Source organism: Kitasatospora sp. NPDC057692, from assembly GCF_042799475.1.
In the GTDB taxonomy this organism is placed as follows: Bacteria; Actinomycetota; Actinomycetes; order Streptomycetales; family Streptomycetaceae; genus Kitasatospora.
The window spans coordinates 1-16,309 of the sequence record NZ_JBHVIV010000135.1 but is presented as its reverse complement, the minus strand read 5'-3'; the positions used below and the strand labels follow the sequence as shown (position 1 = coordinate 16,309).

Below are 16,309 nucleotides of genomic sequence, written 5' to 3'. Positions count from 1 at the left end.
GCCCTGCTGGAGGGCGCGATCGCGGAAGCCGCCAAGCGGGGCGAGGTGGACTTGTCGCTGGTCAGCGTGGACTCCACCACCGTCCGGGCCCACCATGACGCCGCCGGGATGCACCTGGACCCCGATGCCATGGCGGCCCTGGAGAAAGCCGCTGACGAAGCGGAGAAGGCCCGGCAAAAGGGGGCGGCCCGCAGGAACAGGACGGGCAGGACGACCCGGGACGGGAAGAACGGCGACGCATCCGACGCCGCCGCAAGCTCCGTTTGAAAGCCGCCCTGCTCGGACGCTCCAGAGGCGGGCAGACCAGCAAGGTCCACGTCGCCGGGGAGCGCAGGTGTCGCCCCTTGGCGTTCGTCCTGACCGAGGGCCAGGCCGCCGACAGCCCGCAGTTCATCACCGTGCTGCGGAAGGTCCGGGTCCCCGGACCGGTCGGACGCCCTCGCACCCGGCCCGACGCGGTCGCCGGCGATAAGGCCTACTCGTCCAGGGGAAACCGCAACCACCTGCGCAAACGCCACATCAAGGCCGTCATCCCGGAGAAGGTCGACCAAGCCGCCAACCGCAGGAAGAAGGGCAGCAAGGGCGGCAGGCCCGTCAGCCACGATGCCGAACTCTACAAAGACCGGAACACCGTCGAGCGCCTGATCAACAAGCTGAAGGCCTGGCGAGGCATCGCCACACGCTATGACAAGACCCCGGAGAGCTACCTCGCAGGCCTCCACCTTCGTGGCGCGATGATCTGGATCAAGGACCTCACCAGAGCCGCTTGATCACGACCAAATACGCGCCCTAGTGGTCTGCTGGTCCGGCAGCACGGTGATCGCCGGAGCGCTCCCGGCGACATCACGGCACTCGCGCGAAGGTGAGCAGCGGTCCCTCCTGTTGAGGATGCACGGCAGACGGTGGCGTCGACTTCAGGGCCGGTTGGTGTGGGGAACGTGATCGCTTCGTTGTTCCCCCGCTCGAGTTCGAGCAATTTGCGCTGCGGCGGCCACAGGGTGAGCACTGGTGGGTTAGAGAGTGCGAAGGTCCGGGCGACGGCCGGCGGCGTGCCTGGTGGCAGTAGCTGGTAGAGGCTGCTGTCAGAGAGGTCTTCACTGAGCTCGAGTAGGTGCGAGGCCACCCAGCGCGCCAGCAAGTCTCCGGTACCAGTCTGCTGCGCCACGACATCCCCGAGTAGCTGCACCGCGGTGTCGAGGTCGTTCTGGTCGCCGAATGCGAGGTGCTGGTGGAGGTGGTGAACTGCGTTGACGACGGCCTCGGCCGGACCGTACATGGTGCCGGCCAGAGTGTCCGGCCGATCGAAGCGGCGGCCGAGAAGTGCGCGGAGTTGGGCGAGCTGGCGGCGCCAAGCCTGAAGCACCGTGGTGAGTTTGGGGCGGTCCATGCCGAGGAAGGCCACGCCCGCCTCGAGGGCGAGGGTTTCGATGTGCTCGGGGAGCTCTGTGTCGGTTCTTACGAGCCGTTCGACTGAGCGGTAGACCGCGGTGGCGTTGGGGTCCTGCTCGCATCGCCGGTAGCCAGCCTGCGCAGCGAATGCGATCTTCAGACGCTCGGTGTCGTCGTGCTCACCGGCGAGGGCAAGATCGAGGACGTGAGCACTGACGGCGAACGCATGACGTACCTGGGCGGGGTCATAGTCCGCGGCGCCAGGGCTGACTGCGGCAAGGCCGTGGAGGAGCCACGCAGTGTTCAGGACGTCCTCCGGAACACCTGCGTCAGCTCGCACGGCATTGATCTCCAGCTCCGTCAGCAGGGCAAGAAGCTCCGCAGGGGCGGGAAGGATCGCTCCGCTGTGATTGCCAAGGGCAAGGGTCAGGACCTGAAGGTCTAGAGTGCGTTCCACATAGCTCCTTACGTCCTTGGCGAATTCACCGAGTTCATCGATGCCGATGATCAGTCCTGCCAACGCGCCGTCATGCCTATGCGATGTGAAGTGCGTGTGAGACAAGTGGAAGGCCTGCTGCGGGACTGCGGTCTCGTCGAGTGCCACGCTCACCCCCGCGTTGCTGGAAGGGGCTGCCTGCACCCACTGCCGCACGAGGGTGCTGACAAACGCGTGCGAGTCTTTGGAAAGGTGCTGGTCGGCGAACGACATCATCGCCAGGTATTCGGTCCCGCTCGTGCCGAGCTGGCGCCACGCGTTCCGGATCGTCGTTCCCACATCGCTCGACTTCGTAGGGTCGGCCGTGAACTTCTTCATCTCCCACAATCTGAAGGAGAAACCGCCCTCCGCACCTGTCAGACGATGAACGACGATCCCGTCACCACCACTGTCCGTCACCGTGCCGCTGGGGGAGTTGATGATCTCGATTGTCCGGTCGACCTCGGGCGGAAGCTCGCGCGTTATCAGGTACCACAGCCACTCGCCGACGTATCCGATAAGGGCGTTGGTCGCTTCCTCTCCCGCCGCCTTGAACACCGGTATGGCGAAGGCCAGCACCTCCGCGCGGTCGTCGCCAGCCAGCTTCGTTCCCGAGAGCACGGCATGCCGCCACAGGCTGTAGGCCGCCGACTGATTGCCGGTGCGATCCTGCATGACCGAATCGGCCACGATCCAGGCCGCCGCCGCCCGTGCCTCTGCGCTCAGGTCGTCGAAGACGACCAGCTCCCACGGACACACTTGTCCGGCTCCCTTAGCCGAGCGGTCGAACAACGCAGTCAGCCGCCCACTTACAGCATCAGCCCGCCGCTTCGCGTCGTAGGCCGGTATAGAGGCCACTCCAAAGCTCCTCACGCCTCTGGTGAGTACATCTTAGGGAGAACATGCGTTCCAGAGCGGTCAGGCATCGGTGAAGGCCTACTCAGGGAGCCGGCGGTCCATGCATCGAGGGCGCGAGGCTGAACAGTCCGTTGACCAGCCATCTCTCCGGAGACTCGTCCGGGGCAGAGAGCAATGGCGCCGAGGTTCCTCTCGGCAGCGGTGGAGCCGTTGGTGGGCCTCTCCCGCGGGAGGGCAGTCGAGTCCGGCACAGCCGTCTGCTTCAGCGGCAGAGCCAGCGGCGGGACTGTCGGGGCGGTGACGGCCTTGTCGAGGGTCTGGCGGACTTTGCCGTAGGTGGAAGTCCCCCGTCCAACCTCAACCTCACTTGCGCCAAGTCATCAGCGGAAAAAAAGGATGTCGCAGGTCCAGATCCTGTTGTTCCGGCATTGTGTCGGAGGGCCGTTGGGCGGGAGAAATGCCAGGCCAGAGCGGCCTTTCTGTTGATGGTCCGGCAGGTGGTGGGCGGCTGTGGAGCCGCCGCTTTGTGATCTTGCTGGGGACCGCAGCCGTCGGCCGAGGGTCCGCCGCAACCCTGTGCGGCGGGCGCGCGTTCGCACCTACACGAGGTCACCGGCCTGCCAGCCCGGGGGGACCTTGGGTAGCCCGATCAGGGCGTCGATGTTCAGGTGTTCGGCGAGCAGGGCTTTGAGGTTGCGGCCGTCGATGAGGCGGAGGCGGCCGTTGCGGTGGGCGAAGTCGTAGCTGTCCTTGCCGAACCACGAGGTGGTGACGACGATGCCGTAGCCGGCGTCCTTGTCGTGCATGACGCCCGACATGGCGCGGACGGTGTTCACCGGGACCACGTTCTTGGAGCGTTTGGCCTGGATGGCGAAGACGGTGGAGCCGGTCGGGTCGGTCAGTGTCGCGACGGCGTCCACGCCGTCGTCGCGGGAGCCCTGGGTGCGCCAGGTCTCGTAGCCCATGGCTTCGAAGAGTTCGCGGACCAGGCGTTCGAAGTCGTAGGGGTTCATCTGGAGCAGGTCGGGCCGGCTGTCGAGGGTGGCCACCACGGCGGTTTCGGTGATGATGCGGTAGCGGGACAGGTCCGCTTCGACGACGGGTGTGACCGGTTCCAGGTCGTGGGGGTGTTTGGAGACGGTGGCGCCGAGGCGGTGGAGGCACTGTTGGGCGTCGAGTCTCGGTTCGTCCAGGACCAGTTCGGCGAAGTCCTTGCGTAGGGCGACGAGGCTGACGACGCAGGCCCGGATCGCTTGGCCGGTGGCGCGGTCGGTGGCGTTGACGCGTCCGTTGAGGATGATGCTCTCCACGAAGGCGGCCGGTGTGACGGAGAACGCCTCGTCCAGGGCCCGCAGGGCGAGGCGGGCCACCAGGCGGGCGTAGGCGTCGTGCACTTCGGCCTGCTTGAGCGGCTGGGGGACGATCTCGGAGCGCTGGGCGATGTAGCGGTAGGAGGCGACGGTGGGGACGATCTCGTGGTTCGGGAGGTCGACCTCGATGAGGAGTTGCTGGGCCTCCGGGACGTAGATGGCGTGGGCCGCGGTGCGGCAGCCGTCGGGGACGGGGGAGCGTCGCAGCAGGTCTTCGACGACGTTCGAGACGCCCTGAGGGCCGTCGTGGGTGAAGGCCTGTTCCACATGCGGGTGCCACAGTTCGAGGCCGTCGGGCCGGAGGAGCAGGACCATCTCCAGTTCCTCGCGGTGCCGTTGGCAGTCGGCGGTGTCCTGCTCCGCCTGAGACTTGAGGCGATCGGTCTCCGCCTGCCGGGCCTGCCGCTCGGCTGCTTTCTCGGCCTGCGCCTCCTCGCGCCTCCGTGTCTCCTCCGCGCGGCGGCGGGCCGTCTGGCGTTTGGCCAACTCGGCCTCCACGCGCGCGGCTTCCTTGGCGCGGGTGGCCTCCTCGCGTTGGAGGTGCTTCTCGCCGGCGGCCAGGAGACGGGCGTGTTCGACGGCGGGGTCGACCTTCCGCTTCCGGGGGCGGGGCCGGGGCGGGGGTGGGGAAGGCGGGGCGGCGGCCTGCTGGGCTTCCACGGCTCGTGCCTGTTGCTTCAAGCGGTACGCCTCGGCGAGGATTTCCGCCACGGTCTTTCGGCGCGCCACCCGTCCACCCCCTGGTCTGTGGCAGTGCGGACCGGTGCGGGAGTCCGTGCTGCCTGAGCGATACGTCGGCAGCCCTACCCGGTTGGGGCTGCCGGGAATCCGTCGGGCTGTGCTGAGGGCGCGCTCGCGTGCGGGGGAGTGGGAGCGTCCGGTTCCGGAGTTCTGGCAGGAGCGCTGTAGTAGTCGAGGACCGTTGCCAGAGGCACGGTGAACCCGGAGGCTCTGAGGCTGCCGTGGATGTTGCGTGCCAGCTGCTCACGGCGCAGCAGCCGTGCCCAGGGTGGCGTGTCGAGTTCTTCCTCTGCTGTCACAAGTCCACTTGTACAGCACGGTGGTTGCTCACTGGACGAGACGCAGGTGGCGTCCTGGCGCCTCTGCGGATGCCGGGTGGGCGGAGGCTGGTGTCTGCGGCGTGTGGCGGTCGGTGGACAGGTGCTTGCTGAGAGTACGGCCGGCGTTCTCGATGGAGCTCTTGTCCGGGTGCAGGTAGCGCTGGGTGGTGGTGATGTGGCCGTGTCCGGCGATTTTCTGGAGGACGTGGATGGGGACGCCGGCGTCGGCGAACCAGGTGAGGCCGGTGTGCCGCAGGTCGTGGCGGCGCAGGTACTCGTAGCCGAGGCTGACGACGACTTCGTCCCAGTGGGTGGCGTCGCGGAGGATGGCGGTGGTGATGCGGCCGCCGCGTGGTCCGGTGAACAGGCGGGCCATGGGGTCGTTGCCGACGACGTTCATGCGCCAGTTCACGAGGTCGCGGACCTCTTCGATGACGGGGACGGTGCGGCGTCGCTTGCCTTTTGTGCCTTTGTCGATGAGGCCGCCGGGGCCGGTGGTGGTCTGGCGGCACAGGTCCCAGGTCCAGTCGAAGCGGTTGATGTCCTTGACGCGGACGCCGGAGACTTCGCCGATGCGGGCGGCGGTGCAGGCGGCGAAGCGGACGATGTCGCCCCAGCCGCGGTAGTGGTTGTGGGAGCGTTCGACGAGGGCCTTGGCGAGTTCGTCGAGGGCGTCCCAGTCGGCGAGGGCGAGGGATCGGGGGTCGTCGAGTTCGTCCTCGGCCTTCTCGCCTTCTACTGCCTGATGCCGGCCCTCGGCCTGCTCTGATTCCCGCCGTGCAGTCGACGGCCCCGCACCTCCCGGGGATGCCGTTGGCGAATTCGGGGGCCAGGCGTGACGTCGGTCTTCAAGACCCAGTTGTGGTCTTGGAGACCGACGTTGGCGTTTGGGGTGGGGTTCGATGTCGATGCGTCCGGCTGGGCTCGGGGAGATACCCGCGGAGACGGTGCGGGTGGCTGGCGCGGCGTTCCCGAAGGGGAGCCTGGCGATCCGGCTGCGAGATGAACTGGGTGTCCTGTTCCGCGACGAGCAGTTCGCGCCCCTCTTCCCGGCCCGGGGTAAGCCAGCGTGGTCACCAGGCCGGCTCGCTCTGGTTTCGGTGCTCCAGTTCGCCGAGGGGCTGCCGGACCGTCAGGCGGCCACGGCGGTCCGGGGCCGGATCGACTGGAAGTACGCCCTGGGCCTGGAGCTTACCGATCCGGGGTTCGACTACTCCGTGCTCAGCGAGTTCCGTGCCCGGCTGGTGGAGGCCGACGGCGGGCAGCGGATATTCGACCGGGTCCTCGATGCCGCTCGGGAGGCCGGCGTCCTCAAGCCGCCGGGCCGGGCACGGACCGACTCCACTCACGTGCTGGCCGCGATCCGGTCGCTGAACCGGCTGGAGTTCGTCATCGAGACCCTGCGCGCGGTACTCAACGCGCTGGCTGCGGCCGCTCCCGACTGGCTGGCCTCCCACGCCGACCCGGCCTGGTTCGACCGGTATGCCACCCGGCCCGAGGAGTACTGGCTTCCCTCCGGCAAGACCAAGCGGACCGAGTTGGCGGAGCAGACCGGCCGGGACGGCAGGGCGACACCACCGCGCAGGCCGTCGGCCCCTACAGCCAGACCGCCTTCGTCATCGACTGGGACACCAAGACCGTGACCTGCCCGAACGGCAGGACCACCAGCCACTGGCGCAACGCGCTCTCCCATCGCGGCACCCCCGTGATCCGCGTCCGGTTCTCCTCCACCGACTGCCGGCCCTGCCCCGCCCGGCCGGACTGCATCAGCTCCGCCGGCGCCACGAAGCGTGAGATCACCCTGCGGCCCCGAGCCGAACACGAGGCCATCCGGCAGGCCCGCGCCGACCAGGGCACTCCCGAGTGGCGAGCTCGCTACGCGGCCCGCAACGGCATTGAGGGCACCATCTCCCACGCCGTCCGCACGGCCGGCATGAGACAGGCCCGCTACCGCGGACTCGACAAGACACGGCTCCAGCACCAGCTCACCGCGACCGCGATCAACCTCGCCCGACTCGACGCCTGGAACACGGGCAGCACCCGAGCCCCCACCCGCACATCACACCTGGCAGCACTTCGCCCCGCCAGGTAACAACCCAGCGGGGCGAAGTGATCAGGCCCGAATTCGCCAACGGCATCCCTCCCGGGTGCGGGGCCGTCGGCGTCGGTGCGCAGGGCGCGGGATCAGTCCTCGTCGGAGAAGGCGTGCGTCTCGCGGGTGAAGGGGCGGGGGACGACGGCCAGGCGGTCGGGCGGCCAGAGGTCGTCCCGTTCGTTGAGGCTGAGCCGGTCGTCGCGCCGCAGGAGCCAGATGATCTCGTAGTGGTACTGGAGCACCGCGTCGCCCGGGATCCGGTCCAGGAGGCCCGCGACGACCCGGACGACGTCGTCCTCCTGTCCCGACAGGTCGGTGGTCTTGTCCAGCCGGAAGGCCACCGAGACGGTCGGGGTGATGTGGAGGTCGGTGACCAGCGGGTTCCACGGCCTGGGGTTGGGCGCGAAGACCCGGATCCAGGTGCCGTACCTGGTGACGACGCCGTCGGTGAGCAGGTCCGCCGCCGCCGTGGTCGCATCGAACAGCCTGGCGCCCCGCGCGACGTCGTCCAGCACGTCGGCCACCTCGGCGAGCGACAGTGGCGTGGCCAGGTTGAAGCTGTGGGAGATTGACATGGCTGGGATCCGTTCGGATGCGCTAGGGGTAGATGTGCAGGATATTGCCCTGCCGGTCGATCACCACGGCCTCCTGGAGCCCTTCGATCGGCCAGTCGTGGAGTTGGGCCTTGAGGGCCGAGACCTCCACCGGGGAATCCGCGAGGTTGACGACGATCCGGCTGGTCTGGCCTTCCAGGACCTTCTCCTCGATCCTCGAACCGACGTTACGGGCGCTCTTGCTGCTGGGTGAGACGCAGTCGAAGATCTCGCCCTCGATCCGGTAGTCGGGATTCTTCGGACCGGGGACCGACGGGTTCTGCTCGACGTGGTAGCCCTGCTTCGCCAGGATCTCCGCCGACTCGTTCTCGCGCTGGAGCGCGAGGCGGTTCTCGGCGGCGTCCTCCGGGTTGATCCGGGTGGTGGACCCCTGCGGCCTGGCGTTGGGGTCGGGGGTCCTGGACGGCTGGGTGCGGACCTCGCCGGCGCCGCCGCCCCCGCCCCCGCCGTTCCCCTCCATGTGGACCCGGTTGGGGCCCGCCGCGTCCTCGATGATCTGGCCCGCGCCGATGCCGGCCATGCCCAGGCCGGTGGCGATCACCCCGGCGGAGACCACGTTCACGGGCACGCCGATCACCGCGCCCGCGCCGGTGAGGTCGAGGCCGACGCCCAGCACCTCACCGCCGGCGCCCAGGGCGGCCAGGCTGAGGCCGCCCGCGACCTCCAGCACCGCGCCCGGGTCGTGGATCATCGCGTTGCCCACCGAGGCCAGGTCCTCGACGGCGGTCTTGCCGAGGTCCAGGGCGAAGTCGCCGGCGCCGGAGAAGAAGTCGCCCACCTTGTCCAGCCAGCCGGGCTCCTCGGGAGCCTTGTCGCGGGCCTTGGCGATCGTGCGCGCCGCGGTGTCGCCCGCGCTCTTGAGCTGCTCCCGCGCGGTCTTGAGGGTCTGGTTCGCGGCCGCCCGGGCGCCCTCTCCGGGATCGGTGAAGGGCAGCTCGTGCCCGGCGTTGCGCTCCGCGTCCTGGTGCTCGGACCTGGCGTTGCTCGTGGCGCTCTGGCCCTCGTTCCACTGCCGGATCGCGTCGGCGGCCCGTTCCTGGGCCCAGGCCAGCGTCCACCGGTAGTCGGCCAGCGCCGTGGAAGCGTCGTGGAAGCAGTCGCCGGCCACCAGCCACTTCTTGGGCTCGCCGTGGAAGGCGTGCCGGAACGCGTCGCCGGCCTTGCCGGACCAGCCCTGGACGGTGTCGATGCGCTTGAGGCCCTCGCCGGTCGAGTGCAGGATGTCGCCGTAGCTCTTGAGCCAGGCGACGGTCGAGGCGATCGCTTCGGGGTTCCCCGGGACGAGTTCCCTGGGGTCGCCGGTCTGCCCGAGGCTCTTGGCCACTACTTCACCCCGGGGTCCTCGCCGCCCGGACGGGTCACCGTGCCGCCCGGCTGGCCGAAGAGGGTTCCGTCGACCTCGCGGTAGGCCTTGACGCTCGCGGTCAGGCGCTGCGAGACCTGGGCGGCGTCCTTGATCAGGTGTTCGACGCCGATCTCCCAGCGGGTGCAGAACTTCTCCAGGACGTCGGCCAGGTGTCCGTGCCCGATCTCGTCCTTCCTGGGATCGAGGTCCTTCACCTTTCTGAACTGGAGCTTCGCCACCGTGCCGGTGATCCCGGAGGCGGCCTTTTCCAAGGCCGCCAGGTCCACCGTGAATCCCTCCGCCACAGGACCTCCCCCTTTACAGCCCCTCGCCGGGTATGAATCGAACGTGAGGACGCGCCCGCCGAAGCTAGCACGGCGGGTTTGCCCGTTGCGCCGAAACGACGCAGGAGGCGCCTGCGGACCGATCCCGGCGGGATCTCCCGGTTTCGAACGGGGAGGGCGGGGCCGGTGTTCCGGAAGTGAATTCCCGGCGGGGCCGGAAAAGGGGAGGCGTCGGGAATCCGGGGCCGGCCGGAGTGCCTGTGAGTGGGGGTCACAGGATGAACGGGCGACTGGTTGGTGGGGCGGCCGGGGGACAGGCTGGCCGGGCCGTGCGGTCTTTCCTGTCCCTGTGTCTCCCCGAAGGCAGTGATCATCCTTGACCAGTACCTCCGTAGCCCCGCCCGGTGAGGGTGCGGCCTCGTTCGACCGGTTGCGTTACGCGGGCGTCTTCGTGCTGCTGTTCCTGTTCGGCACCGAGACCTTCCTGGTCTCTCCGCTGCTGCCGACCATCGCGGACTCGATCAAGGTCGGCGAGGCGGCCGCCGCGTCGAGTGTCACCGCGTACGTGCTGGTCTACGCGGTGTTCGCGCCCTTCCTCGGCCTGCTCAGCGACCGCTTCGGGCGCCGCCGCACGCTGGTGGCCGGGACGGTGCTGTTCGTGCTCTCCAATGTCGGGGCCGCCGTCTCCACCGATCTGGCGGGCCTGGTGCTCTCCCGGGCGCTGGCCGGGCTGGCCGCCGCCGCGGCCGGGCCGGCGATCTGGGCGCACATCGCCGAGACCGCCCCCGACGCCGTCCGGGGCCGGGCGCTGGGCCTGGGCATGGCGCTGTTCTCCTGCGGCCAGGTGATCGGCGTCCCGCTGGGCGGCTTCCTGGCCGGGGCGGCGGGCTGGCGGTCGGCGTTCTGGGCGCTGGCCGTCGGTACGGCGCTGGCCGTGCCGCTGCTGCTGCGGCAGGTCCCGGCGGGCGACCCGGCGGTGGAGCGGCCGGCCTCCGGCGGGGCCGTCCGGGCGCTGCTGGCGGGCTGGGGCGACCCGGTGCTGCGGCGGGCGCTGCTGGTGAACACCGTCTTCAACGCCGCCAACCTGGGGGCGTTCACCTTCCTCGGGGTGGTGCTGGTGCAGCGCTTCGACTTCTCGGTGCAGGCACTCGGCCTGGTCGGCGTGCTGGTCGGCGCGGGCAGTGTGGCCGGTTCGCTGCTCGGCGGGCGGCTGGGCGACCGGGCCCGCGCCGCCGGGCGGAACAACCTGCCGCTGCTGCCGGTCTGGGGCGCGCTGCTGGCGCTCGGCATCCTGCTCACGGTCAAGGGACCGGGCCTGGTGGTGGCGCTGGTGGGCGTGGTCGTCTGGTTCGTGGCCAGCGGCGGCTTCGTGACGGACCAGCAGACCCTGGCCGGCACGGTCGCCCCCGAGCTGCGGGCCACCTCCAGCGCCTGGCTGACCTCCACCATGTACGCGGGCACCGGGCTGGGCGCCTGGGTGATCGGGGCCTACGGCGACGCGGCGGACAGCACGCTGGTGGTCGGCACGGTGCTGGCGGCGGCGGCCGCGGCCGGGGCCCTGCTGGTCAGCACCTCGCTGCGGAACCGGCGGGCGGCCGGCTGAGCGGCGCCGGAGGGGATCGCCGAAGCCCGTACGGGGTTCCGTACGGGCTTCGGCGTGTGCCGGGGAGGTGCGGTCAGCCCGCCTGCTGGACGGGCAGCGGGCGCAGCGGGCGCTCCACCAGGTCGGTCATCCGGCTGCGGTCCTCGGCGGCGACCGGGGTGAAGAGCAGCACCAGGGCGGAGGGGTCGTCCACCGGGTGGAAGGAGGAGAGCGAGAGCCGGACGGGCCCGATGCCGGCCGGCTCCACGGTGACCGTGCGGGCGGTCAGTTCGGCCACCGAGTGGCAGCCCCACCAGTGGGCCAGCTCCGGTGCGTCCTGGTCGAGCCGGCGGTAGAGCTCGCCGGTGCGCGGGTCGGCGAGGGCCGGGCCGGCCTGGGCGCGGAAGTGCTGGAAGACGTTCATGGCCAGCGGCTCCCAGTCGTGCAGCACGCCGCGCAGTCGGCGGTCGGCCGCCATCAGCCACATCAGGTTGCGCCGGTCGGCGGGGACGGCCTCCGGCGGGCCCCAGAGCGCGGCCCAGGCGGCGTTCCAGCCGAGCAGGTCGAAGTGGCGGTCGAGCAGCACGGCCGGGCTGGCCGGCCAGGAGTCCAGCACCGGCTGGACGGCGCCGGCCAGCCGGGCGGCGGCGCCGTCCGCCGGGGCGGCCGGCTCGTGGTAGCCGGCGAGCCGCATGGCGTGCCGCAGCCCGGCCGCGTCCAGCTGCAGCGCCCGGGTGACCGCCTCCAGGACCTGCCGGGAGGCGGTCACCCGGCCCTGCTCCAGCCAGGTGTACCAGGCCAGCCCGACCCCCGAGATCGAGGCCACCTCCTCCCTGCGCAGGCCCGGGGTGCGGCGGCGCGCGGTGGACCGCAGGCCGACGTCGGCGGGCTTGAGCTGCTCGCGGTGGGCGCGCAGGAACGCGCCGAGTTCCTGGCTGGCGAGGGGAGTTGACATGGCGTTGGCTCCTCGGGGGGCGGGGCTGCGTCGTACCTCAGACTAGAGCGGCAGCCGTACGGGCGGGTTGCGCCCGGTGGCGCGGGCGGATCAGCGCGGCGCCAACCGCCAGAGCCGTACCGGCATGTGGCTCACCCAGCCGCGTTCGGCCTGGCGGCGGGCGGCGCTCTCGCCGACGGCCGTGAAGAAGGCGGGCCGCAGGGCGGGGGCCACCAGCCGGCTGTAGTAGTCGCCGAAGGTGGCCGCGTGGAAGTGCTCGTACTGGGCGGCGTCCCGGACGGTGACCACGGCGTCCCGCTCCAGGTACGACTCCACGGTGAAGAACTCGCCGAGCAGTTCGGCCAGGTCCTCGACCGTACGCGTCCGGGTGGCGATCGGCAGCACCTCGCCCTCGCTGAACACCTGCGGCACCAGGGCGGGTTCGGTGCCGGTCGCGATCAGCGCGTCGCGGACGATCTCGTCCTCGCCGCCGAGCCCGTGGGCGTCCCGGGCGGGGTGGTAGGTGGTGAGCAGGAAGCGGCCGTCGGGGGCCAGCCGGTCGGCCACCCAGCGGAAGACGCGGTGCTCCACCGGGTACAGCCAGTGCAGCACCGAGGTCATGGTGACCACGTCGGCCCGGACGTCCAGCGGCTTCGGATCGGTCAGGTCGGCCTGGTGCAGGACGGTGCGGCCGGGGAAGCGGGCCAGCCGCTCGGTGGCCTCGGCTATCCGGTGCTCGGAGCGCTCCAGGCCGACGGCGAGCCGCAGCGAGGGGTGGCGGTCGAGGGCGGTCTCCAGCAGCTGGCCGATGCCGCTGCCGAGGTCGACCAGGGTCTGCGGGCTGCCGGTGACCTGGTCGAGGACCCAGTCGCGGTCCTGGACCTGGCGCAGCCGGCTGGCGTCGGCATAGCCGGCCAGCGTGCCGGCCTGGATCTCGATGGCGGATGCGGTCACTGCCGGGCCTCCTGGGGGGCGGTGCCGGCCGCGGGGGCGGCGTGCGGCTCGGGGGCGGTGTCGATCAGGCGCAGCAGCCGTTCGCGGGTGCTGCTCTGGTCGTAGCGGTTGAAGATGTTGATCCGGTTGCGGGCGAGGTCGCCGCGGTGGACGTACTCGTAGAGGTCCTGGCGCTGGCCGAAGCCGTCGCCGGTCAGCTCCCAGGCCAGCCTGAACAGGCGGGACTTGTGCTCGGCGTCGATGTCCTTGCCGCGCATGTAGCGGTCGATGTGCGGGCGCAGCCGGGGGTTGGCGAGGTCGCCGGCGGTGGGCTGCATCAGCAGGCCGGAGGCGCCGATCTTCCGGACGATCTCCACCGCGCTCGCCGCCACCTCGGCGGACCAGACCCGGCTGGCGGCGGTGTCGCCCGGCGCTAGCAGCCCGCTGTCGGTGACCCGGGCGCGGGCCTCGGCGGCGTCCAGGAAGTACTCGGTCAGCTCCGCGTACCCGGCCAGCCGGCCCAGGTCCTCCTGGATGTTGCGGAAGCCCTTCACCCCGATCGACTCGGCGACCAGGGTGGCGGTGGCCAGCAGGGTGCGCAGCCGCTCCCGGTAGCGGACGTGGCCGATGTAGGCGCTCCACGCGTTGATCCGGCCCAGGCCCGCCCGGGCCAACTCGCCGTCGCGCAGCAGGAAGACGCGGTCCCAGGGCACCAGCACGTCGTCGAAGAACAGCATCGCGTCCTGCTCGTCGTACTTGGCGCCGAGCGGGTGGTCGTGGCCCCACGGGGCGCTGCCCAGCGGCTCCCGGCAGAGGGTGACCAGGCCGGGGGTGTTCAGCGGCAGCGCGAACCAGACCACGAACTGCTCGCCGCGCCGCTGGGTGAAGGAGGCGGAGAGGTAGACCAGCACCTCGTGGGCCAGCGGGGCGAGGGTGGTGAGCTGCTTGGCGCCGCGCACCACGATGCCGCGCTCGTTCTCCTCCAGGACGCGCAGGGCGAGGTCGGGCTCCTCCACCGGATCGGCGGAGCGGTCGATCTGCGGGTCGCCGAGCGCGTGCGAGAGGACGAGGTCGTTGTCGGCGCAGTGCCGGTACCAGGCCTCCGCGTTGGCGCCGAACCGCTCGTCGTTGCGGGCCAGCTGGTGGCGGAAGTCGTAGACGCCGAGCGCGATGGAGGCCATGAAGGAGGGCGAGCGGCCGTGCTGGCCCAGCGCCTCGGCGTGCCAGAACTCGGCGCTGCGGCGCTGGAGGCGCAGGTCCTCCAGGGTGCGCGGCGGGGCGTAGGCGCGGGCGATCCGGCGGCCGGTGTCCGGATCCTGCACGGTCAGCAGGGAGCGGTGCTCGGGGTCGTGTTGGAGGTCGAGCAGCCGGGCCAGCTCCAGGGCTGCGGGGCGGAAGGCGGGGTGCTCGGCCGGGTTGGCGACGCGCTTGCCGTCCAGGTAGAGCTCGCGGCCGTCGTCGAGTTCGGCCAGGTACCGCTCGCCGGTGAGCAGTCCCCGTCCGGTGGCCGGCGTGTCCAGCAGGGTCATGCGGTGGCTCCTGTCGAAGTCATGGTCGGGGCGTCGGCGGGCTGCCTGTCGGTGGGCTGCCTATCGATGGGTTGCCTATCGGTGGGCTGCTTGTCGGTGAGGGCGGGTGCGGGACCGGTGAGGGCCGGATCGGCGAGCGGGTGGGCCAGGGCGCGGTAGCGGCCGTCGTGGTACAGCAGCGGCTCGCCCGGGACGCCGTCGGTGGCGACCACCTCGCCGACCAGCAAGGTGTGGTCGCCGCCGGGCAGGATCGCGTGCAGCCGGCAGTCGAACCAGGCCAGGCAGTGGTCGACCACCGGCGCGCCGGTGACCTCCACCCGCATCGGCACGGTGGTGAACATGCCGAGCGCCCGGCCCGCGCCCGGGGTGGCGAAGCGGCGTCCGACGGCCTCCTGGCGGGCGGTCAGCACCGACACCGCGAACCGCTCGGAGTCCCGGACGGCCGCCGCCAGCGGGCTGCGGGCGGCCACCGCCACGCTGACCAGCGGCGGGTCCAGGGAGAGCGTGCCGAAGGAGGAGACCGTCTTGGCGAAGACCTCGTCGCCGTCCCGGGCGGTGAGCACCGCGACCCCGGTCGTCCAGTGGCGGGCGGCCGCCCGGACGTCCTGCGGCTCCACCGGCCGGCGTCCGCGCACGGGGCTCATCGGAGCGCCACCCGGTACGCGCGCAGCCACTCGTCCAACTGCACCAGGTGGTCCAGGCCGCCGACCGGGTTGGGCGCGGTGCGGGGGCTGGGCAGCGGCCGGCCCTCGGCCAGCAGCCGGCGTACGGCGGCCCGGTCCACCAGGTCGAAGACCGGCGCCTGCGGGTCGGCCAGCAGGGCTTGCGCCCGCTCGGTCAGCACCTCCGTGTAGCGGACGGCCGGGGTGGACGGGTAGCCGCTCTTCGGCCGGTCCGCCACCTGCGGCGGCAGCAGGTCTCGGACGGCGTCCCGCAGCAGGCCCTTCGGTCTGCCCTCCGGTGCCTTCAGCGCCCAGGGGACGTTCCACAGGTACTCCACCAGCCGGTGGTCGCAGAACGGCACCCGGACCTCCAGGCCGACCGACATCGACACCCGGTCCACCCGGTCCAGCAGCGGCGGCAGCCAGCGGGTCAGCGCCAGGTGGAACACCTCGCGCACCCGGGCGTCGGCCGCCGGCTCGCCGGCCAGGCGCGGGACTTCGGCGATCGAGTCGCGGTAGGCCGCGGCGGTGTACTCGGCCGGGCGGACCTCGGCCGCCACCTCCGCGCGCAGCAGGTCGGCCGGGGTGGCGCGGCCGTGCAGCCAGGGGAAGGTGCCGGAAGCCAGCGCCGCCGCGTCATGGAAGTACGGGTAGCCGCCGAAGATCTCGTCGGCCGCCTCGCCGGACAGCGCCACCGTGGAACGCCGGCGCACCTCGCGGAACAGCAGGTGCAGCGAGGCGTCCATCTCGCCCCAGCCCGGCCGGTCGCGGGCCGCCAGCACCACGTCCCGGGCGGGCAGCAGGTCGTCGTCCGGCACCAGGACGGCCGTGTGCAGCGTGCCGATGTGCTCGGCGGCGGCCTGCACGTACGGTGCGTCCAGGGTCGTGCGCCAGGCGTCCGGGGTGCGGTCGGCGCTGCCGGGGAAGTCCACCGAGAAGCTGGTGATCTTGCCCTGGCCGGCCCGCTCCCGGGCGATCGCGGCCAGCGCGGTGATGGCGCTGGAGTCCACCCCGCCGGACAGCAGGGTGCAGAGCGGCACGTCGCTGAGCAACTGCCGTTCCACCGCGTCCGCCAGCAGCTCCCTGACCGTCGCCCGGGTGCGCTCCGGGGAGTCCTCGTGCGGGCGCGACTCCAGCCGCCAGTACCGGACCTCGGTGGTCGCCGACCTGGTCACCCG

At 71.3% G+C, this 16,309-nt stretch carries 13 protein-coding genes and 2 pseudogenes; 4 read left to right on the top strand and 11 right to left on the bottom strand.

The annotated features are described in order from the left end of the window. Positions 1-770: pseudogene (locus ACFVFS_RS38515) on the top strand (IS5 family transposase); the annotation flags it as partial. Here ACFVFS_RS38515 and ACFVFS_RS38510 read toward each other — a convergent pair. From ACFVFS_RS38510 to ACFVFS_RS38500, 3 genes are all read right to left on the bottom strand, one after another. Continuing rightward, positions 704-2,722 (bottom strand): hypothetical protein, encoded by a 2,019-nt coding sequence (locus ACFVFS_RS38510; RefSeq protein WP_380629675.1) that lies wholly within the window; start codon positions 2,720-2,722, stop codon positions 704-706. The pseudogene ACFVFS_RS38515 and the gene ACFVFS_RS38510 overlap by 67 nt on opposite strands. Positions 2,723-3,321: 599 nt before the next feature. After that, positions 3,322-4,752 (bottom strand): restriction endonuclease, encoded by a 1,431-nt coding sequence (locus tag ACFVFS_RS38505; RefSeq protein WP_380629674.1) that lies wholly within the window; start codon positions 4,750-4,752, stop codon positions 3,322-3,324. 408 nt (positions 4,753-5,160) lie between these two features. Then, on the bottom strand, positions 5,161-5,760 hold the full coding sequence (locus ACFVFS_RS38500) for a tyrosine-type recombinase/integrase (RefSeq protein ID WP_380629676.1): 600 nt from the start codon (positions 5,758-5,760) through the stop codon (positions 5,161-5,163). A gap of 24 nt (positions 5,761-5,784) precedes the next feature. On the opposite strand from ACFVFS_RS38500, the gene ACFVFS_RS38495 reads away from it, so the two are divergent. Together ACFVFS_RS38495 and ACFVFS_RS38490 are read left to right on the top strand one after the other, a co-directional pair. Continuing rightward, entirely contained in the window at positions 5,785-5,922 is a 138-nt protein-coding gene (locus ACFVFS_RS38495; protein WP_380629673.1) for a hypothetical protein, read from the top strand. Between the two features lie 133 nt (positions 5,923-6,055). After that, positions 6,056-7,245 (top strand): annotated as a pseudogene (locus ACFVFS_RS38490) (transposase). Between the two features lie 92 nt (positions 7,246-7,337). On the opposite strand, the gene ACFVFS_RS38485 reads toward ACFVFS_RS38490, so the two are convergent. Genes ACFVFS_RS38485 through ACFVFS_RS38475 form a run of 3 tightly spaced genes read right to left on the bottom strand, consistent with a single transcriptional unit; the run spans position 7,338 to position 9,512 of the window. Next, positions 7,338-7,823, bottom strand: a complete 486-nt coding sequence (locus ACFVFS_RS38485; RefSeq protein ID WP_380629672.1) for a SitI3 family protein — start codon at positions 7,821-7,823, stop codon at positions 7,338-7,340. A 22-nt stretch (positions 7,824-7,845) separates the two neighbouring features. Beyond that, on the bottom strand, positions 7,846-9,186 hold the full coding sequence (locus ACFVFS_RS38480) for a putative T7SS-secreted protein (protein ID WP_380629671.1): 1,341 nt from the start codon (positions 9,184-9,186) through the stop codon (positions 7,846-7,848). Continuing rightward, a complete protein-coding gene (locus ACFVFS_RS38475) occupies positions 9,186-9,512 on the bottom strand; it encodes a hypothetical protein (protein ID WP_380629670.1) in 327 nt (108 codons plus the stop codon). The genes ACFVFS_RS38480 and ACFVFS_RS38475 overlap by 1 nt, the downstream gene beginning before the upstream one ends. Before the next feature lie 355 nt (positions 9,513-9,867). On the opposite strand from ACFVFS_RS38475, the gene ACFVFS_RS38470 reads away from it, so the two are divergent. Then, on the top strand, positions 9,868-11,094 hold the full coding sequence (locus ACFVFS_RS38470; RefSeq protein ID WP_380629669.1) for an MFS transporter: 1,227 nt from the start codon (positions 9,868-9,870) through the stop codon (positions 11,092-11,094). Positions 11,095-11,167: 73 nt separating this feature from the next. Here the strand turns inward: ACFVFS_RS38470 and ACFVFS_RS38465 are convergent, their stop codons facing one another. The 5 genes from ACFVFS_RS38465 to ACFVFS_RS38445 all read right to left on the bottom strand — a co-directional run. Continuing rightward, the gene (locus ACFVFS_RS38465) at positions 11,168-12,028 is read right to left on the bottom strand and encodes a helix-turn-helix domain-containing protein (protein ID WP_380629668.1); all 861 of its coding nucleotides are present in this window, start codon (positions 12,026-12,028) and stop codon (positions 11,168-11,170) included. 90 nt (positions 12,029-12,118) lie between these two features. Then, positions 12,119-12,961 carry a class I SAM-dependent methyltransferase gene (locus tag ACFVFS_RS38460; protein WP_380629667.1) on the bottom strand — a complete coding sequence of 281 codons (843 nt, stop codon included), beginning with the start codon at positions 12,959-12,961 and terminating at the stop codon, positions 12,119-12,121. Next, positions 12,958-14,469: a 4-hydroxyphenylacetate 3-hydroxylase family protein gene (locus ACFVFS_RS38455; protein ID WP_380629666.1), complete on the bottom strand. Its 1,512-nt coding sequence runs from the start codon at positions 14,467-14,469 to the stop codon at positions 12,958-12,960. Before ACFVFS_RS38455 ends, ACFVFS_RS38460 begins: the two co-directional genes overlap by 4 nt. Then, positions 14,466-15,104 (bottom strand): flavin reductase family protein, encoded by a 639-nt coding sequence (locus tag ACFVFS_RS38450; protein WP_380629664.1) that lies wholly within the window; start codon positions 15,102-15,104, stop codon positions 14,466-14,468. The genes ACFVFS_RS38455 and ACFVFS_RS38450 overlap by 4 nt, the downstream gene beginning before the upstream one ends. Positions 15,105-15,109: 5 nt before the next feature. Further along, on the bottom strand, positions 15,110-16,309 hold a 1,200-nt coding region (locus ACFVFS_RS38445), incomplete at its 5' end, for an asparagine synthetase B family protein (RefSeq protein WP_380629663.1).